Raw genomic sequence first — 18,042 nt, 5'->3', positions numbered from 1 at the left:
CGCCGCTCTGCTTTGGAGCCAGTATGAATTCGTTGCCGATTGATGAAGTTTTACATGCACTGCGTGACGCCTTGGCGAATCGCCATGAAGCCGTGCTCGAAGCGCCCCCCGGCGCCGGTAAAACCACCCGCGTGCCCTTGGCGTTGTTGAACGAGCCCTGGTTGGCCGGGCAGACCATCCTGATGCTCGAACCCCGCCGTCTCGCAGCCCGTGCGGCGGCCGAACGCCTGGCCAGTGAGTTGGGCGAAAAGGTCGGTGAAACTGTCGGCTATCGTATCCGTCTGGACAGCAAAGTCGGCCCCAATACACGCATCGAAGTGGTCACCGAAGGCATCCTCACGCGCCGCCTGCAGGATGACCCGGCGCTGGATGGCGTGGGTTTGCTGATCTTCGACGAGTTCCACGAACGCAGTCTCGACGCCGACCTGGCGCTGGCCCTGAGCCTCAACGGCCGCGAACTCTTTCGCGACGATCAACCGCTGAAAATCCTGCTGATGTCCGCCACCCTTGAAGGCGAGCGCCTGGCCAGTCTGCTCGATGACGCGCCAATCCTGCGCAGCGAAGGCCGCATGTTCCCGGTGCAGATGCGCTGGGGGCGCCCCTATCAACCCGGTGAATTCATCGAACCGCGTGTGGTGCAGACCATTCTCGAAGCCCTGCATGACGAAACCGGCAGCGTGCTGGTGTTCCTGCCGGGGCAGGCGGAGATTCGTCGGGTCAACCAGCAACTGGCCGACGCCCTCGGCGAACGCACCGATGTGCTGCTGTGCCCGCTGCATGGCGAACTGGACCTCAACGCCCAACGCGCCGCCATCGACCCGGCCCCGGCCGGCAAACGCAAAGTGGTGCTGGCGACCAACATTGCCGAGACCAGCCTGACCATCAACGGCGTGCGCGTGGTGATCGACGCCGGGTTGGCGCGGGTGCCGCGTTTCGACCCCGGCAGCGGCATGACCCGCCTCGACACCCAACGTATCTCCCGCGCCAGCGCCACCCAGCGCGCCGGTCGGGCGGGGCGTCTGGAGCCGGGCGTATGTTATCGTCTGTGGTCCGAAGACCAGCACGAAGGCCTGGCTGCTTATGGCAGTGCGGAAATCCTCGCCGCCGACCTGGCCGGCCTGGCCTTGCAACTGGCGCGCTGGGGCGTCACGCCCAATCAACTGGTGTGGCTGGATGTGCCTCCGACCGCCGCGTACGGCCAGGCCCAGGATTTGCTGGTGCGCCTCGGCGCCTTGAATGAAGAAAAACTCACCGCCCATGGGCAGAAAATGGCCGAGCTGCCGGCCCACCCGCGTGTCGCCCACCTGCTGCTGCGCGGGCAGGATCTTGGGTTGGCCGCGACGGCCTGCGACGTGGCCGCCTTGCTGGGAGAGCGCGATATCTTGCGCGGTGGCGGTGCGGATTTGCACAGTCGGTTGGCGCTGTTGTCCGGCGAAGAACGCGCACGCGGCACCCAAGGCGGCGTGCAGCGGGCCAAGCAACTGGCGCGACAATATCGTGGTTACTTAAGAGGCCAGGCCACTCAAGCCGTTGCCGACCCCGACCACCCGCGCTGGCTCGGTGCCTTGCTGGCGCTGGCCTACCCGGACCGCGTCGCCCAGCAGCGTCGCCCCGGCGGTGCTGAATATCGCCTGGCCAACGGCCGCGCGGCGCTGTTCGCCGAAGCCGACAGCCTGATGAAACAAGCCTGGCTGGTCATCGCTGACCTGGGCAGCCGCCAGGGCCAGCGTGAAGAGCGCATCTACCTGGCGGCGGATTTTGATCCGGCGCTGTTCGACACGGTGCTGGCCGAGCAAGTGCGTAACGTCGACCAACTCGATTGGGACGAACGCGAAGGCGTCCTGCGCGCCGAACGCCAACGCAAAGTCGGTGAACTGGTGCTCAGCCGCGAACCGCTCACCGGCCTCGACGAGTCCGCCCGCAGCCAGGCGCTGGTCAACCTGGTCCGCCGCAAAGGCCTGGAACTGCTGCCGTGGACGCCGGAACTGCGCCAATGGCAGGCCCGCGTCATGTTGCTGCGCCAACTCGACGCCGGTAAAACCAGCGAATGGCCGGATATCAGTGACAAGGCGTTGCTCGCCAGCCTCGAACACTGGCTGATGCCCTACCTGGGCAAAGTCTCGCGCTTGAGCCATTTCGCCAACCTGGATATCTCAAGCTTCCTGCACAACCTGCTGCCCTGGCCGCTGCCCCAACGTTTGGACGAACTGGCGCCGCAACATGTGAAAGTGCCGTCGGGTTCGTCGGTGCGTTTGGACTACAGCGAACAGCCGCCGATCCTGGCGGTGCGTTTGCAGGAACTGTTCGGGCTGGCCGACACCCCGCGCATTGCTGGCGGCCGCCAAGTGGTGAAGCTGCATTTGCTATCCCCGGCGCGGCGGCCGGTGCAGGTGACGCAGGATCTGGCGAACTTCTGGCGCAGTACTTATGCCGAGGTGAAGAAGGATTTGAAGGGGCGGTACCCCAAGCACTATTGGCCAGATGATCCATTGGTGGCCGAGGCGACGGCGCGGATCAAACCGCGCAAGTGACTATTGCGCGGCCGGTAGCAGGAACCGCGCAATCACCGGCAAATGGTTGGAAATACGCAACGTATCCTCCTGCCGCACCTTGGCTTCCACCCGCTTGATCCTTGGGCTGTAGAACAGATAATCCAGCGTGCGATCCGGCCCGTCCACGCTCGGGTCGTTGGGGAAGTGCGTCAGCCATTGCTCACGATCAATCCCGCTGGATTGGCTGTTGCTCGGGATCATCGGGTATTTGTCCCACAGCAGATGCAGCTCGCTGTCCGGCGAATACTGCCCGCGCTTGGTGGCGTCCAGGCGCAGGAACTGGCCGAGGGGCAGCAGGTTGAAGTCCCCGCCGATCAACCAGGGCGTGCCACGGCCTTCGAATTTATCCAATAGTTTTACGGTGGCCTTGACCTGTTCCAGCACCGCACTGCGGCCAGGAGCATCGCCGTCCAGGCGGGTGTTGAGCACCGCCAGTTGGCCACCGTCGCTCAAGGGCAGGTAGGTCAACAACAAGGCGGGTTTGGGCTGGAATTGGCGGCTGAGGATATTGGCCTCGGGCGTCGGCAATTGCAGGCGTTCGGCGTGTTCGATCTGGTAGCGGCTGAGGGTCGCCAGTTTGCGGCCGACACTGCCGAAGATGTGCAGGTCTGGCACGAAGTCGGCTTTCCAGTCGAAGGCCTGGGCGCTGCACGGGTAGAGGTCGACCAGGCGCTCCTGCAAAAGGGCCAGCTGGTCCTGATAGTGGGAAGGCTTGGCGTTTTCGTCGAGTTCCTGCAGCAGGAGGATGTCGGGTTGTTCATCGCGAATCACCCGCGCCACTTCGTCGAGGCTGGCGGCCATGTCTTCCACGGTGGGGCGGTCGTCGGGGCCGCTGCCGTCGGCGGTTTCGTACCAGAACACGTAGTTCTTGCCGGCCAGGTATTGCACGTTCCAGGTCATGACCTTGAGCGCCTGCCCCGGCAGCAGCGTGGGCGCGCGGGGTGCGACGCAGCTCACCGGCAGGGTTTCCTTCGCCTCGGGGCGCCAGGTCAGGCTGTAGATCAGGGCGGTGAGCAGGCCTGCGGTGATCAGCAGGCCCAGCAAGGTGATGCGCAATAAACGGGTCATCGGCTCGGCTTATAGCGTTTCAGAGGTGGCACGGAGCATATCACCGCGCGTCGGCATCGCCACCGATCAGCATGAATAAACGGAACAGCACCACGCTGGTAAACAACTGCAGGAAGCTGTGGGCGCTGTCCAGAAACAGCCCCAGCAGCGGCGCGGGCGTTGGATAGGCCGCGACGCTGGCGCCTTTGAGCAACCACAGCGGCGTCATCACGCACAGCAGGCACACCAGGATCAGCCAGAAATGCCCACGGCTCAGGCGGAAACTTTCCTTCATTGCCTCCAACGCTGGCATGCCGCGCAGCACCAGCAAGTACTCGGCAAACGCCAGTACCACCATCAGCCACAGCCCCGGCAGGAAATACAGCGACAGCCCCAGCAGAATCAGCAGCGTGCTCATGGCCGTCAGCAGGGCGAAGCGCGGCCATAGCGTGAGGGCCATGGCCCATACATCTTTAGTGCTCGGCGATTCGCCACGGGTGCGAGCATCCAGAAACAGGATCAGCGCGCCGGTATACAGCGGGTACACCAGCAACCCCACCACCACGCTATAGCCGGGGAACGCATCCGGGCCGACGACGTGGTTGAGCACCTGTTGCAACAGGGCTTCGAAAATCACCAACGGCAGACACAGCTGGACGATGGCGCCCAGGTTGCGTTGGGTGAAACGGAAGGAGTCGCGCAGCACGTCTAACGGATTCATCAAGTTCATCGCAGGCCTGAAAGCAAGGGCAACACTTTAACCGATCATCACCGGAGGTAAGCAAACGTAAACCTTGAGTAAAGACCATTGAAACAACTCGTAACACCCCCATAACTAGGACGGCGCCTGATTAAAGGCGAGACCACGATTTCTACCGGCAATCTAACGAGGTCGCCATGAACAGCGAAGAGCAAATCCTGATCGATGGACTGTTTTCACGGTTGCAACAAGCCGAAACGGACTCAGCCCCCCGCGACGCCCAGGCCGAAGCGCGGATCAAGGAGCACATGACGCGCCAACCGGCGGCCGGGTATTACATGACCCAGTCGATTTTGGTGCAGGAACATGCGCTCAAGAGCCTCGACGCGCAGAACAAGCAGCAGGCGCAGCAGATCCAGCAATTGCAGGAAGAGCTGCAGCGGGCTAAATCCGCGCAGCCTGCTCCGGCGAGCAGCGGTGGTTTCCTGTCGAGCATCTTTGGCGGTGGCGGTTCCCGTGATCAGCAGCCGGCTCAAAGTGCACCGCCGTCTTCCGGTGGCGGCTGGCGCGAACCGGCGCGGCCTGGGTTCAGCCAGCCTGCACCGCAGCAGAGTTATCAACAACCTGCTCCGGCCGCTCCGGTGGGCAGCGGCTTTCTCGGCGGCGCGATGAAAACTGCTGCCGGCGTGGCCGGTGGTGTGCTGCTGGCCGAAGGCATCAGCAGCCTGTTCAACCACAACTCGCAACAGCCGCAAGTCGTGGAAGAAATCATCCGCGAAGAGCCAGCGCCTGCCAGTGACAACGGCAACTGGGGCAACGACGACCAGAAGTACGCTGGCAATGACAGCTGGGGCAGCAACAACTCGGACAGCTTTGCCGACAGCGATTATTCCGACGACTCTTCTTCCTTCGGCGACGACGATTCCTTCGTCTGACCCACCCAGGCCGGGGCGACTCGTCGCCCCGGTCTGATTTTTCCCGGAAACCTTCTCGCGGCTGGCATACTGACACCCTTTCCGGGCCCTGGCGCCTGGCTGTCATGAGGAAGTGCGGTGAAGAAAATTGCAGTGTTCGCCGATGTGCAAAACCTCTATTACACCGTCCGCCAGGCCTATGGTTGCCACTTCAACTACGCCGCGCTGTGGGCTGACATCAGCTCGCGCGGGCAGATCGTCGAGGCGTACGCGTATGCCATCGACCGTGGCGACAGCAAGCAGCAGCAATTCCAGCAGATCCTGCGCAACCTGGGCTTTACGGTAAAACTCAAGCCCTACATCCAGCGCAGCGACGGCTCGGCCAAGGGCGACTGGGACGTGGGCATCACCATCGACATCATGGACGCCGCCGACCACGTCGACGAAATCGTGCTGGCTTCCGGCGACGGTGATTTCGACATGCTGCTCGACCGGGTTATCCACAAGCATGGCGTCGAAGCTGTGGCTTATGGCGTTCCAGGGCTGACGGCCAATTCATTGATACGCGCCGCCAGTCGTTATGTGCCGATCGAAGGCGCGTTGTTGCTCAAATAAATGCCAAGACGGAGTTGGAACAGGTTTGGAACGTATAGCGGTCATCGACTTTGAAACCACCGGCATCACCCCGAGCAGCCACTGCCGGGCCACGGAAATCGCGGTGGTCATCCTTGAGCGTGGCCAGATCGTGGACCGCTACCAGAGCCTGATGAAAACCGGCGTGCATGTGCCCGCGTTCATCGAACAACTCACCGGCATCAGCAACGCAATGCTACGCAGCGCGCCGCCGGCGGAGCGGGTGATGAATGAGGTCAATGAGTTCGTCGGCGTCACACCGTTGCTGGCGCACAACGCCGCGTTCGACCAGAAGTTCTGGGATTACGAGCTGGGGTTGATTCGCCGCACCCGTTTGCAGAAGTTCGCCTGTTCGCTGCTGCTGGCCCGCCGCCTGATGCCATCGGCGCCCAACCACAAGCTCGGCACGTTGAACGCCTACGCCCAACTGCCCCACACCGGCAAGGCTCACCGGGCGATGGCGGATGCGGAGATGGCGGCCAACCTCACGGCCCATTTGGCCCAAGAGCTGCGTGGTACGCATGGCTTGCGTGAACTGTCCCACGACCTGCTGTGCACCTTGCAGAAAGTGCCGGCGGCGAAGATCAATGAGCATCTGAAGAAGCATCGCGGGTTCTAGAACCCCGTAAACAGAGGGCCTTTGTGGTGAGCGGGCTTGCCCCGCGCTGGGCTGCGAAGCAGCCCCAATAAGGGCGCCGCGTTTTTTCAGGTAGCTCTCTGCGCCTGGTTTTGGGGCCGCTTCGCAGCCCAGCGCGGGGCAAGCCCGCTCGCCACAACAAGCCCGCTCACCACTAAACCGCGGTTGCCAAGGCTATCGCGGCTGCACACACTCCAACGCCCGATCCACCACCCCCTTCGCCATCCCCACCAGATGCATCACCGCCCGCTGCTGCGCGCTCAGCACCTCAGCCGAATCCTGCACCGTCTCCACCGCACAATGCAGCAAGTCAGCCGCATGGGCGAGCGCGTCTTCGAAGCTCAGGTTGTCGTTCAAAATGAAATGGGGCGCATCCGGGGCGGACGCTTTGAGGTAGTAGTCGATGGCGCGGCGGTTGAGCAGGGCGTCTTCGCTGAGGAAACGGGGTGGATCGGGGGTTACTTTGATCATGATGTAGCTTCTCCGTCAGGTAAGAAGCTGCAACCATTCGCTCGCACACGAATTAGGGTGGCAGCAGTACGCGGGTGTGCAAGACCGTGACGGTGTCCGGTAGATCCGAAGATCTCCCGCGTACAGCTGCCATAACGAACTAACGCCCCGAGTAAAAGCAGGCGTTGGGAGCTAAGGCTTTTGCGTATTACCGTCGTCGGACTTGCACGTCCGATCACCGAACATTCGATGACTGAGCGAGACTAGCTACCTGATCCGACGGAAACAAGGCCGTGGGATTCTCTCGGAAACGTCCTTCAAATGAAAGAGATGGGTCTTGCTGGCCATTGAAAACTTGGCTTTTTAAGGCAGGCTTCTGAATGGTCAGTAGGTCGAATCCTATCGCTGCCTAGGACCCTTCTGTTTTTCCGCTTCATCCGCCTACCACCTCTTTTTGCGACCTACCATCCCGCTTGCCATTTACGTACAGGGATTACAGGCATGCAGGAAAGCGATCTTCATACAGCAATCATGAGAAGTCAGCTCGAGCTCGGGTTAAATCGTATTGATCTAGGCTCAACCTCTAGCCTGGCGTTTCACTTGGGTAACACGATGACAAGCTGTCCTGCGGTCATTGCACTACCGAACTCCCCAGGTATTAGCAGTGGCGGCAGTTATCACCTGCTTAAACCCATTCATGCCGATTCTATGGGGCCAAATACCACGGCCGAGGACCTCTGGAAATGCACTCAGGAGCACTATGGGTTGACGGCAGCAACATTTGTCACCGCGTCGGCAGGCATACCAATCAGCAAAATAGCCGTTGGTACTTGGGTTCACGTGGGTTCAAGCAAAACGACAAACCTGGCTAGCCTCATTGGCATGCGCTTTTTCCCTCGCACGCTGATCAGGCAGCCCACTGTAGTGGTCTAATGAAACCGGACACCCATTTAGGCGAGAATGCTCGCCAGATCGAGGTGTCAAATGACCAAACAACGCCGTTCCTTTTCTGCTGAATTCAAACGCGAGGCTGCCGACCTCGTGCTCAAGCAAAACTACAGCTACATCGAAGCCAGCCGTTCACTCGGCGTCGGCGAGTCGGCACTACGCCGTTGGGTCGACCAGGTTCAACAAGAGAGCAAAGGCGTTACCCCGCAGAGCAAAGCGCTGACCCCGGAACAGCAGAAAATCCAGGAGTTAGAAGCCCGGATCGCCCGCCTGGAACGGGAAAAATCGATATTAAAAAAGGCTACCGCGCTCTTGATGTCGGAAGATCACGAGCGTACGCGCTGATCAATCAGTTGAGCGTCCATGAGCCGGTTGACTGGCTGTGCAAGGTGTTTGAAGTCACCCGTTCGTGCTACTACGCCCAGCGCCTTAGGCGCCGCACGCCTGATGTCGAACGGCTTCGGTTGCGCAGTCGGGTGAGCGAGTTATTCACGCAAAGTCGTAGTGCTGCGGGCAGCCGCAGCATCCTGTCGCTGATGCGTGACGACGGTGAGCAGCTCGGTCGATTCAAAGTGCGCAGCTTGATGCGCGAGCTTGATCTAGTCAGCAAACAACCCGGATCACATGCCTACAAAAGAGCGACGGTAGAACGACTCGATATCCCGAATACCTTGAACCGCGAGTTCAATGTTCCGGCACCCAACCAGGTGTGGTGCGGCGACATCACCTACATTTGGGCCCAGGGGAAATGGCACTATCTGGCGGTCGTGCTGGATCTTTGCGCGCGCCGGGTAGTGGGCTGGGCGTTGTCGGAAAAGCCGGACGCCGATCTGGTTATCAAGGCGCTGGATATGGCTTACGAACAACGAGGAAGGCCTCAGGGCCTGCTGTTTCACTCGGATCAAGGGTCGCAATATGCGAGTCGTTTATTTCGCCAGCGGCTGTGGCGCTATCGAATGCGCCAGAGCATGAGTCGCCGGGGAAATTGCTGGGACAATGCGCCAATGGAGCGCGTGTTCCGCAGTTTGAAAACGGAATGGGTACCGACCACGGGTTACAGAACGGCTCAAGAAGCCCAGCGCGATATCAGCCAATTCTTGATGGATCGGTACAACTGGATTCGACCCCATCAATTCAACGGTGGGCTGGCGCCAGCTCGGGCCGAAGAAAAACTTAACGTCGTGTCCGGGATTAGTTGACCACTACACACAATGGCTAGGATGGCTAAGGCAACGTTTGGCACAGTCCGGATATTTGGCATTATTGGGCGAGGCATTCCCTTCGTTGCTGCAGGACTGGCCGTTTTTGATTTAATCAGTATTGGTAAGTGTGCCTATGAGGCAAGAAATGGACGGTAATCTGAACAGGGCCGAGATCAGCGAAAAGGTGATTCAACTGTTCGTCGACATCATTGGCTTCATCGACCGAAGCCAGGTGACGGAACAAACGGATTTCATCCGCGACTTCAAGATCATTGATGACGACCTGACCTGCTTCGTCATGCAGATCAAATGGCAGTTCAATCTGCAAGCCACTCAGGCTGACTGGGATCACATCACCACGATCAAGCAGATTGTCGACTTAATTGCCCGGCAGTGAGAAATCTATGACTATCGCTTGTAGTCTCCTTTGGTGCGCGTCCTTGTCCTCCAAACGGCTTATCAGCGATAGTGATCGTAGGAGAAACCTCTCTTATAGAACTCGGAATCTCCTGTGGTTTACGGCGGATTGGTTTGTACCTTTATCCTCTCCTGTGATTTTTTGCGAACCGGCGCAGTTTCCTTCATTACGCTGTTGTTCTCTTCGGACTCAACGGTGTCGTACGAGCGAAGGAGGGGAGACGGATTTGATTGGGGGCTAGTTCTCTTTCTGCTTGATAATCGCCATCACTGACGCTGGCGATCCCGATCCGCCCTCAAGCGCCAATACACCGATGACCAGCGTCGTGCCTTTGGCTGGCAACTGATCCAGTTGGGTCAGGCACTCCAGCACAATTCCATTCCCCACCAACACCGCATGGTTTGTCGCGAACGTGCTGCTCTGTCCCCGATCAACCCCGTGAGTATCAATGCCCACCCCCGCAATCTGACGCTGTTCAAGCAAAAACCGAATCGCCGCCTCGCCAATTCCAGGGAAGTGCAAACCTTGCGCATCCTGCCCGAAGAACGCCGCCGGATCGTTCCAGCGACGCTGCCAGCCGGTGTACATCAGCACCATGCAGCCCGGCTCGATAAGCCCGTGCTGGCGCTCCCAGTCTTCAATGTCCCGCACACTGATTTCGTAGTCCGGATTGCAGCGGGCCCGCACATCAATCACCACCGCAGGCCGCACCAGGTCTTCCGGTTTATAACCATCAATGCCCATCCCATCGGCATAAAAGCTGTTCGGCGCATTCATATGGGTGGCGCTGTGTTCACCCATGCTGAAGCGACGCAGGAAGTAGCCGTCCTTTGCCAGCGAGGCGACGTCTTCAAATTCCACCGGGGGATCGCCCGGCCACAGTGGAATTCGCGGGCTGATGGAATGACTGAGGCTGACAACCCTGTTGTGCTTAACCACCATTCTTGCCCTCCAACTGCCCCAACGGCACCCGCCGCTCTATCGCGCTCGACAAAATAATCGAAGTCTTGCTGAACCCGAACTTCGCCACGCGGTTGATCAAGCTCTCCAACTCCGGCATCGACCCCACCGCCGCCTGCATGATCACGCACGGATCGCCGGTCACCCGATGGCACTCCGTCAATTCAGGGATTTCCGCCAACGCGTCATACACCTTCTGGCTGCCGTGATTGGTCAACCGCAGCTCAATCACGCACTGAATCGGCAAGCCCACTTTGGACAAGTCCACCTTGGCCTGATACCCGGTGATCACGCCGCTGGCCTCCAGCTTGGCCACGCGCTCTGCCACGGCGGGGGCGGAGAGGTTTACTGTGCGGGCCAGTTGCGCGTAGGACGCGCGGCCGTCTTCGAGCAGGGCGCTGAGGAGCATGCGGTCGTATTTGTCCATGATAAGGCTCCGGTTGCGCGTGACTTTCGAAAGCACGGTTTATAGCCTTCACAACCATGCTTTGAAAAGTGTATTGGCGTTTTAAACAGGTTTTGTAACTTATGTTTAACGACCTGCCTTTTTAGAATAAGCCTCCCATCTCCTGCCATAGAGCCGCCCAATGCCTGGCCCACGTCGCTTTCCCTTACCGTTGATCGCCGCCTTTTTTGCGCTGTATGTGATCTGGGGTTCCACCTATCTGGTGATTCGCATCGGCGTGGAGTACTGGCCGCCGTTGCTGCTGGCGGGGATTCGGTTTTGCACAGCGGGGGCGTTGATGTATGGCTTCCTGCGCTGGCGCGGGGTGCCGGCACCGACGTGGCCGCAGTGGAAGGCGGCCGGGATGATCGGTCTTTTGCTGCTCACCGTGGGCAACGGCGGCGTCAGCGTGGCGGAACACATGGGCGTGTCGTCCGGCGTGGCGGCGTTGGCCGTGGCGACGGTGCCGTTGTTCACCTTGTTGTGTGGGTATTTCTGGGGCGCGCGCAACACTCGCTTGGAGTGGGCGGGGGTGATCCTGGGGATCATCGGCATCGCCATGCTCAATATGGGCAGCACGTTGCAGTCGAGCCCGATGGGCGCTGTGCTGCTGTTGGTGGCGGCGGCCTCCTGGGCGTTCGGTTCGGTGTGGAGCCGACAATTGCCACTGCCCCAAGGCGCCATGGCGAGTGCTGCGGAAATGCTGGTGGCGGGCGTCGCGCTATTGATCATCAGCGCGTTGTCCGGTGAGCGCCTGCAAGCCGTGCCACCGCTGGAAGGCTGGCTGGCCCTGGCCTACCTGACGGTGTTCGGTTCGATCATCGCCTTCAACGCCTATATGTACCTGCTCAAGCATGTGCGCCCGGCGGCGGCGACCAGCTATGCCTATGTGAACCCGGCGGTGGCGGTGTTGCTGGGGATTGTGTTCGTGGGGGAGACCATTGGTCTGGAAGAAGCCCTGGCCATGCTGGTGATTATCAGCGCCGTCCTGCTGATCAGCCTGCCCCAGTGGCGCAAGCCGAAGGCGGAAATAAGGTAAACTGCGGCGCATTGCGACCTTGCGCTGAATTTTTCCTACGGTAAACACATGACTTTCGCCACCCTTGGCCTGATCGAACCCTTGCTGCGCGCCCTTGAGACGCTTGGCTACCAGACCCCGACGCCGGTGCAGGCGCAAGCCATTCCGGCGGTGCTGGCCGGTCGCGACCTGATGGCTGCGGCCCAGACCGGCACCGGCAAGACCGCCGGTTTCGCCGTGCCGTTGTTGCAACTGCTGACGATGGAAGGGCCGAAAGTCGCCGCCAACTCGGCACGCGCGCTGATCCTGTGCCCGACCCGCGAGCTGGCCGAGCAGGTGCACGCCAGCGTTGCCGAGTACGCGCAAAACCTGCCGCTGACCACTTACGCGGTGTACGGCGGCGTGAGCATCAACCCGCAGATGATGAAGTTGCGCAAAGGCGTCGACATCCTGGTCGCCACGCCGGGCCGCCTGATCGACCTGTTCCGCCAGAACGCGCTGAAACTCAACCAGCTGCAAACCCTGGTGCTGGACGAAGCCGACCGCATGCTCGACCTGGGTTTCTCCGAAGAGCTGGCGAACATCTACCGCATGCTGCCGAAAAAGCGCCAGACCCTGCTGTTCTCCGCGACCTTCTCCGATGAGATCCGCACGCTGGCCGGGCAGATGCTCAACGACCCGCTGAGCATCGAAGTCAGCCCGCGCAACGTCGCTGCCAACACGGTCAAACAGTGGATTGTGCCGGTGGACAAGAAGCGCAAGCCGGAGCTGTTTGTGCACTTGATGCGCAAAGGCCGCTGGAAGCAGGTGCTGGTGTTCGCCAAGACCCGCAATGGCGTGGATGCGCTGGTGGATAAGTTGCAGGGCCTGGGCATCAACGCCGACGGTATCCATGGCGACAAGCCCCAGGCGACCCGTCAACGTGCGCTGGACCGTTTCAAGTCGAGTGACGTGCAGATCCTGGTGGCCACCGACGTGGCGGCCCGTGGCCTGGATATCGAAGACTTGCCGCTGGTGGTCAACTTCGACCTGCCGATTGTGGCCGAGGACTACATCCACCGTATCGGCCGTACCGGGCGTGCGGGCAACACCGGTGAGGCGATTTCCCTGGTGTGTGCCGATGAAGTGAACATGCTGTCAGCCATCGAGATGCTGACGCGTCAGACCTTGGCCCGCCACATGGAGCAGGACTTCGAACCGGAACACCGCGTGCCGGACACCGATGCCAGCGGGCAGGTGGTGAAGAAGCCAAAGAAACCGAAAAAGCCTAAAGCCTCGGGCGGTGGCGGTAAGCGCAACCTTGGTAAGTGGGTGGACAGCGGGGAAGTGGCGCCGTCGGAGCCGTCGATCAAACCGGTGCGCAAGGTGCCGGTGTTCAATACCGGGCCGCGTAAGAAGAAGTGAAACAGCCCTGAGCGGTAAGCTACAAGCTGCAAGTGAATGTTGCTCTTACTTGCAGCTTGCAGCTTAACCTCTGCTTTTAAGCCACTCCAACATCCCCCGCCCAGCTGCTCTGCCGCTGGCAAAGCACCCCGTCAGCAAATACCCGCCCGTCGGTGCTTCCCAATCCAGCATCTCCCCCGCACAAAACACCCCCGGCAATTGCTTGAGCATCAAGCGCTCATCCAACGCCTCAAACGGCACGCCGCCCGCTGTGCTGATCGCTTCATCCATCGGCCGGGTCTTCACCAGCGTCAGCGGCAACGCCTTGATATCCACCGCCAACTGCGCCGGATCATTGAAGTGGTCGGCCGGCGCCAACTCGCGCAGCAGTGCGGCTTTGACGCCATCCAACCCCAACTGACTGTGCAGATGCTTGCTCATCGAGCGTGAGCCACGGGGTTTCGCCAAGGCGGCCTGAACCTTGTCCAGCGGCTTGCTCGGCAACAGGTCGATGTGCACGGTGGCCGAGCCGTCGCGGTTGATCGCTTCGCGGATCGGCGCCGACAGCGCGTAGATCAGGCTGCCTTCGATCCCGCTGGCGGTGATTACGCATTCACCCAGACGAGGCTTGTCGTCACCCAAACCCATCGCGACGTTTTTCAGCGGCGCGCCGGCGAATTTGCTGACCATCAATTCGCTCCAGGCCGACACCTCGAAACCGCAGTTGCTCGGTTGCAGCGGGGCGTAAGGCACGCCTTTGTCCTCCAGCAACTTGAGCCAGGCGCCGTCAGACCCCAACCGTGACCAGCTGCCGCCGCCAAGGGCCAGCAGCACGGCGTCGCTGTGGACAGTCTTTTCGCCGTCGGGGCTGTGGATAAGTAAGTCGCCCTCGGCAGTCCAGCCCAGCCAGCGATGACGGGTGTGGATAACCACGCCTTGGTCGCGCAGGCGCTTGAGCCAGGCGCGCAACAGGGGCGCGGCTTTCATGTCGGTGGGAAACACCCGGCCGGAGGTGCCGACAAACGTCTCGATGCCTAAGCCATGAATCCATTCACACAACGCCTCGGCCCCAAAACTACGCAGCAACGGCGCCATGTGCGGCGCGCGTTCGGCGTAGCGCGACAGAAACGCCGGATACGCTTCGGAGTGGGTGATGTTCATGCCGCCCACGCCGGCCAGCAGAAACTTGCGCCCCACCGAGGGCATGCCGTCGTACAGGTCCACCCGCACGCCCGCCTGGCTCAGGACTTCGGCGGCCATCAGCCCGGCAGGGCCGCCGCCGATGATGGCAACGTGGGAAGGAGCAGTAGCGGACATCGGCAGGCCTGGTCAAAAACAAAGGGCGCCCATTGTAAGCAATGCGCGCCCCGTGCCGTTAGGCAAAAAGTACTCAGGCAAAACCAGTGTTGGCGTACGGCGGGTATTCATCCTTGCGGTCGGCGTCGGTGATCGGGCCGCCGGTGAGGCCATATTTATCCAGGGTCGGCACCAGGTTGCCAAAGAACGCGTCCTGTTGTTTTTCCCGTTTCACCACCTCGATGATCGGGAACACAAAGCTGGTCACGATGCCCACACCGGCTGCCGCCCAACCCAATACCCCGGCGAAGGTGCCGGCGATGGCCGCCGCGTCGGCAATGCCGAACAGGCCCGCGCCGCCTTCGATGATCGAGGCCACGGCCGCGCCGGTGCCCAGGGCGCCGCTGGTGAGGGAGAAACCGGCGTTGAGTTTATCCCCGGCAAATGCGCTGTTGACCCCGCTGATCAGGCCGAACACACCGCCGATAAAGCTGCCGGTGCCGCCGACGATCTTGCCCAGGTTGCCCAGGCGGTTGAGGCCGTCTGTGTTCTGCACCATTTTGCCGGTGGGGAAGTCACCGATGCCTTGGGGTTTGTTCGGGTCGATCGGCGTGGGTTTCCAGGTCATGCCGTAGCCGGCTTCTTTGGCGTATTTGGTGCCGCCTTCGGTGATCAGGCCGGCAAACTGCATGCCTGCCGCCACGCGCCCGGCGTTGTCTGCAGGGCTGTTGCCGCCCGTGGCCGAGCGCGCCGCCAGCACGCCGCCGGCCAGCAAGGCGCTGCCGATGTGCAGCAGGCCCTGTTTGTACGAATCGCTGACGTTGAGCTTCAGCCCGTCCACGGCCTTGGGCAGTACGTCGCTGATCTTCTGGCCCTGGCGGTTCACGTCCCACATCGAGCGGATCAACGAGATCACGTCCTGCGGCTTGATCTGCGCCCCCGTGGCGTCCTTGAACATCTCTGGGTCGTCGGCCATGGCTTTCTCGATGATGGCCGTGGTCTTGGCCTCGTCGAAGTTGCCATTGGCATCGCCGAATGCGCCTTTGAGCACGTCGTCGTTGGCGCCGTTGACCAGGGAGTCGGACACCGCCTGGTTGACGTATTGCTGCACCGTCGACGAGTCCTGGGCCGAGACCTTGTCACCAAGGAATTCCTTGAGCAACTCGGCATGGGCGGCGTACTGGCCGATGGCGGTCATCGGGTCGGCGTTCGGCTGGGCGAGGGCGTCTTGCAGGTCTTTGCCGTTCAGGATGTGGTCCTTGAAGAACTGCTCGATGTCCCCGGATTTTCCCGATTTTTCCGCGATGACACTGAGGTCCACATGCCCATCGCCGCCTAAGGCCAGGTCGGTGAGGGTGGCGTCGGTGCCAGCCAGGCTCAGGGCGTCCATGAGCGACAGCGGTTTGCCATCGGCCCCTTTGGTGTTCAGGGCGGTGTTGAGCACGTTGCCGCTGTTGATCTGGCCGTCCTGGTAGGCCTGCAGCTCATGCTTGATCGCCGGGTCGCTGTTGACGATATCGCGCATGCCGGACGCCTGGTTCTGCGCCAAGAAGGTCTTCACGTCCGGGTCGCTGGACAGCTGGCCGATGGCGGCGTCGAGCTGGTCGGTGACCTTGGACTTGGTCGGGTTGAGGTGGTATTCGGTGTCCGCGGTAATCCCCGCATACAGGTCGCCGTCGCCCACTTTGTCACTGGCGGCCATGCGCGCGCGGGCGTCGCTGATTTCCATCATTACGGCGGCTTTGGTCTTGCCGTCGTAGTTCTCCGGGTGTTCGAGCACGTCCTTGGTCAGCTTGGAGGTGTCGACATCGGCCACCGAGCTGCGCACCGCGGCGTTGCTGAGCATCATCAACACGCCGTGGTCGTCCTTGGGCGCCTGGTTTTCCAGCCAGGCACCGAGGTTTTTCTGTTGAGTGATGCCGTCGGCCTTGGCGGTGGCGGGCAGGTCGCCGGCCATGTCGAGGGTGCGCAGCATGCCGGGGGTGGACCAATAGCCTGCGGCGCCGGTCAGCTCGGGGCTCAGGCCCGAGTCATCCTTGATCGCCTTGAGGTTGGCGGTGTTCAGGCTGCCATTGTTGGCGCGCTGGTTGGGCCCCTGCATTTCCGGGCCGGCGCTGCTCACCAGGGAAATATTGGCCATGACGATGGCGGCGGACTTGGCGTTTTCCTTGGCCAAACCGGTGGCGTCGGGGTTCTTGCTGAGGAAGGTGCTGTAGGACTTCGAAGCGGCCGACAGATCCTTGTTCGATTGGCTGATGAACTTATCCACGTCCGCGTGGGTAATCACCCCATCACTTTTGCCCAGGCCGCCGCTGTCGAGGGCGTTCATCAGGCTCGGGCTGCCGGCCAGGTACTTGAGGCAAGCCTGGGCTTCGGGTGGCAGGTCGGCGGGCGGGTTGGAGAAGTCGATTGGGCGGTCGTGCAGGCCCCATTTGTCCCAGTTGTCGCTGAGCATTTTCGAGGCAGCGCGCGGGCGGTCGAGGTCGCGTTCTTCCTGGGTCGGTGTGCCGCTGGTGTTGCCGACGATCTTGTCCCAGTCCTTGGCGCTGGCGTACTTGGAGTTGTCGATCCAGTTGGTGTCCACGGCGCCGTCGACGCCAAAGATGCCGTTGGACTCCTTGACCACCGAGGCGTACAGGTCGGGGCTGATGGCCTGGGACACGATGATCTTGTCGCCGGAAGCGGTCTCGTAGCGGATCAGCCCGTGGCCGAGTTCTTCCGGCGTGCCCACCAGGCTCACGCTGCCGGCCTCATTGGCACCGGCCAGGCGATACCCGTCATTCTTGCTGTCGTTGATCAGGCCCCAGGTTTCGCCGTCAGACTTAACCTTTTCGTACAGGTCGCTGTTGGTTTCCTTACTGACGACGACCTTGTCACCCGACAGGGTTTCGTAACGGATCATGCCCGGCCCCACCTCATCGGCCGGGCCGATGCCCTTGTAGGTGTCCAAGCCCGGCGCGGTGTCGCCGGCCTGGGCGATGCGGTAGCCGTCGGCCTTGCTCTTGTTCAGCGCGTCCACGGCGTCGACTTTGCCAGCCATGCCGTCGAACAGGTACGGGGTCATCTGCTTGATAATGATGATGTCCTTGCCGTCGCGGGTTTTCAGCTCCAGGACGTTGTCGGAAATCTTGGTGATGCTGGCGATGTTGGCCAGCGGCACACCAGTGTTGCTGATGTCGGCCAGGTTCGGGTCGTTGAGGCGCTTGATCGCTTCCTGGTCGCCGGTGGCTTTGACGTCGGCGATCTTTTTGTCCTTGGTGTTATCGGTTACCGCCAGCACCTTGAAGTTGCCGGGGTGGGCGGCTTCCTTGAAGCCGGAGAGGGCGCGGGACATCGCCACGTCGAAGGTGGCGGCGACTTTCTTCAGGGCGTCGTCATTGCCGGGCGTCGCGCTACTGCCGATCTTGTAAGTTGCCATCGCTGGGTACTCTGAAAGCGG

At 61.3% G+C, this 18,042-nt stretch carries 16 protein-coding genes; 9 read left to right on the top strand and 7 right to left on the bottom strand.

Going from position 1 to position 18,042, the window contains the following annotated elements:
* Nucleotides 1–23: 23 nt before the first annotated feature.
* Nucleotides 24–2,531, top strand: a complete 2,508-nt coding sequence (hrpB, locus tag AYR47_RS03030) for an ATP-dependent helicase HrpB (RefSeq protein ID WP_061434288.1) — start codon at nt 24–26, stop codon at nt 2,529–2,531.
* Here the strand turns inward: hrpB and AYR47_RS03025 are convergent, their stop codons facing one another.
* Nucleotides 2,532–3,620: an endonuclease/exonuclease/phosphatase family protein gene (locus tag AYR47_RS03025; RefSeq protein ID WP_061434286.1), complete on the bottom strand. Its 1,089-nt coding sequence runs from the start codon at nt 3,618–3,620 to the stop codon at nt 2,532–2,534.
* 40 nt (nt 3,621–3,660) lie between these two features.
* Nucleotides 3,661–4,320 (bottom strand): YciC family protein, encoded by a 660-nt coding sequence (locus AYR47_RS03020; protein WP_061449402.1) that lies wholly within the window; start codon nt 4,318–4,320, stop codon nt 3,661–3,663.
* Between the two features lie 176 nt (nt 4,321–4,496).
* Here AYR47_RS03020 and AYR47_RS03015 point away from each other — a divergent pair, with 176 nt between their 5' ends.
* The 3 genes from AYR47_RS03015 to AYR47_RS03005 all read left to right on the top strand — a co-directional run bounded on the left by AYR47_RS03015 (nt 4,497) and on the right by AYR47_RS03005 (nt 6,465).
* Nucleotides 4,497–5,234, top strand: a complete 738-nt coding sequence (locus tag AYR47_RS03015; protein ID WP_061434284.1) for a DUF2076 domain-containing protein — start codon at nt 4,497–4,499, stop codon at nt 5,232–5,234.
* Nucleotides 5,235–5,351: 117 nt separating this feature from the next.
* The gene (locus AYR47_RS03010) at nt 5,352–5,828 is read left to right on the top strand and encodes a LabA-like NYN domain-containing protein (protein ID WP_033896500.1); all 477 of its coding nucleotides are present in this window, start codon (nt 5,352–5,354) and stop codon (nt 5,826–5,828) included.
* A 25-nt stretch (nt 5,829–5,853) separates the two neighbouring features.
* Nucleotides 5,854–6,465: a 3'-5' exonuclease gene (locus AYR47_RS03005; RefSeq protein ID WP_016978615.1), complete on the top strand. Its 612-nt coding sequence runs from the start codon at nt 5,854–5,856 to the stop codon at nt 6,463–6,465.
* A gap of 192 nt (nt 6,466–6,657) precedes the next feature.
* Here the strand turns inward: AYR47_RS03005 and AYR47_RS03000 are convergent, their stop codons facing one another.
* Complete coding sequence (locus AYR47_RS03000) at nt 6,658–6,954, bottom strand: DUF6124 family protein (RefSeq protein ID WP_061434282.1); 297 nt, start codon at nt 6,952–6,954, stop codon at nt 6,658–6,660.
* Between the two features lie 480 nt (nt 6,955–7,434).
* Between AYR47_RS03000 and AYR47_RS02995 the strand changes: the two genes are divergently transcribed.
* The 3 genes from AYR47_RS02995 to AYR47_RS02980 all read left to right on the top strand — a co-directional run bounded on the left by AYR47_RS02995 (nt 7,435) and on the right by AYR47_RS02980 (nt 9,480).
* Nucleotides 7,435–7,866, top strand: coding sequence for a hypothetical protein (locus AYR47_RS02995; protein WP_237142529.1), 432 nt, complete (start codon nt 7,435–7,437; stop codon nt 7,864–7,866).
* A 51-nt stretch (nt 7,867–7,917) separates the two neighbouring features.
* Nucleotides 7,918–9,080 (top strand): IS3 family transposase gene (locus tag AYR47_RS02985; RefSeq protein WP_156487775.1). Its coding sequence is split into 2 segments (ribosomal slippage): nt 7,918–8,173 and nt 8,173–9,080, totalling 1,164 coding nucleotides; the frame shifts between segments, so codons are not numbered across the junction.
* A gap of 148 nt (nt 9,081–9,228) precedes the next feature.
* Nucleotides 9,229–9,480, top strand: coding sequence for an acyl carrier protein (locus AYR47_RS02980; protein ID WP_033896504.1), 252 nt, complete (start codon nt 9,229–9,231; stop codon nt 9,478–9,480).
* A gap of 258 nt (nt 9,481–9,738) precedes the next feature.
* On the opposite strand, the gene AYR47_RS02975 is transcribed toward AYR47_RS02980, so the two are convergent.
* Together AYR47_RS02975 and AYR47_RS02970 are read right to left on the bottom strand one after the other, a co-directional pair.
* Nucleotides 9,739–10,443, bottom strand: coding sequence for a cyclase family protein (locus tag AYR47_RS02975; RefSeq protein ID WP_061434280.1), 705 nt, complete (start codon nt 10,441–10,443; stop codon nt 9,739–9,741).
* Entirely contained in the window at nt 10,433–10,888 is a 456-nt protein-coding gene (locus tag AYR47_RS02970; RefSeq protein WP_033896506.1) for an Lrp/AsnC family transcriptional regulator, read from the bottom strand. Before AYR47_RS02970 ends, AYR47_RS02975 begins: the two co-directional genes overlap by 11 nt.
* A 160-nt stretch (nt 10,889–11,048) precedes the next feature.
* Between AYR47_RS02970 and yedA the strand changes: the two genes are divergently transcribed.
* Complete coding sequence (gene yedA, locus AYR47_RS02965; protein ID WP_033896507.1) at nt 11,049–11,945, top strand: drug/metabolite exporter YedA; 897 nt, start codon at nt 11,049–11,051, stop codon at nt 11,943–11,945.
* Nucleotides 11,946–11,993: 48 nt separating this feature from the next.
* Nucleotides 11,994–13,328, top strand: a complete 1,335-nt coding sequence (locus AYR47_RS02960; RefSeq protein ID WP_061434278.1) for a DEAD/DEAH box helicase — start codon at nt 11,994–11,996, stop codon at nt 13,326–13,328.
* 63 nt (nt 13,329–13,391) lie between these two features.
* On the opposite strand, the gene AYR47_RS02955 is transcribed toward AYR47_RS02960, so the two are convergent.
* Together AYR47_RS02955 and AYR47_RS02950 are read right to left on the bottom strand one after the other, a co-directional pair.
* Nucleotides 13,392–14,624 (bottom strand): TIGR03862 family flavoprotein, encoded by a 1,233-nt coding sequence (locus AYR47_RS02955; RefSeq protein WP_061434277.1) that lies wholly within the window; start codon nt 14,622–14,624, stop codon nt 13,392–13,394.
* A 73-nt stretch (nt 14,625–14,697) separates the two neighbouring features.
* Nucleotides 14,698–18,021, bottom strand: a complete 3,324-nt coding sequence (locus AYR47_RS02950) for a type III effector HrpK domain-containing protein (RefSeq protein ID WP_061434275.1) — start codon at nt 18,019–18,021, stop codon at nt 14,698–14,700.
* Between the last annotated feature and the right edge of the window lie 21 nt (nt 18,022–18,042).

The organism is Pseudomonas azotoformans (genome assembly GCF_001579805.1).
Classification (GTDB): domain Bacteria; phylum Pseudomonadota; class Gammaproteobacteria; order Pseudomonadales; family Pseudomonadaceae; genus Aquipseudomonas; species Aquipseudomonas azotoformans_A.
This window is presented reverse-complemented; position numbering and strand designations above follow the sequence as displayed.

What these genes read in the sequence shown, in the direction of transcription:
- AYR47_RS02980 (WP_033896504.1), top strand. Translation starts at nt 9,229, where the DNA reads ATGGACGGTAATCTGAACAGGGCCGAGATCAGCGAAAAGGTGATTCAA.
- AYR47_RS03020 (WP_061449402.1), bottom strand. Translation starts at nt 4,320, where the DNA reads ATGAATCCGTTAGACGTGCTGCGCGACTCCTTCCGTTTCACCCAACGC.
- AYR47_RS03025 (WP_061434286.1), bottom strand. Translation starts at nt 3,620, where the DNA reads ATGACCCGTTTATTGCGCATCACCTTGCTGGGCCTGCTGATCACCGCA.
- hrpB (WP_061434288.1), top strand. Translation starts at nt 24, where the DNA reads ATGAATTCGTTGCCGATTGATGAAGTTTTACATGCACTGCGTGACGCC.
- AYR47_RS02955 (WP_061434277.1), bottom strand. Translation starts at nt 14,624, where the DNA reads ATGTCCGCTACTGCTCCTTCCCACGTTGCCATCATCGGCGGCGGCCCT.
- yedA (WP_033896507.1), top strand. Translation starts at nt 11,049, where the DNA reads ATGCCTGGCCCACGTCGCTTTCCCTTACCGTTGATCGCCGCCTTTTTT.
- AYR47_RS03000 (WP_061434282.1), bottom strand. Translation starts at nt 6,954, where the DNA reads ATGATCAAAGTAACCCCCGATCCACCCCGTTTCCTCAGCGAAGACGCC.
- AYR47_RS03015 (WP_061434284.1), top strand. Translation starts at nt 4,497, where the DNA reads ATGAACAGCGAAGAGCAAATCCTGATCGATGGACTGTTTTCACGGTTG.
- AYR47_RS02970 (WP_033896506.1), bottom strand. Translation starts at nt 10,888, where the DNA reads ATGGACAAATACGACCGCATGCTCCTCAGCGCCCTGCTCGAAGACGGC.
- AYR47_RS02960 (WP_061434278.1), top strand. Translation starts at nt 11,994, where the DNA reads ATGACTTTCGCCACCCTTGGCCTGATCGAACCCTTGCTGCGCGCCCTT.
- AYR47_RS02950 (WP_061434275.1), bottom strand. Translation starts at nt 18,021, where the DNA reads ATGGCAACTTACAAGATCGGCAGTAGCGCGACGCCCGGCAATGACGAC.
- AYR47_RS02975 (WP_061434280.1), bottom strand. Translation starts at nt 10,443, where the DNA reads ATGGTGGTTAAGCACAACAGGGTTGTCAGCCTCAGTCATTCCATCAGC.
- AYR47_RS02995 (WP_237142529.1), top strand. Translation starts at nt 7,435, where the DNA reads ATGCAGGAAAGCGATCTTCATACAGCAATCATGAGAAGTCAGCTCGAG.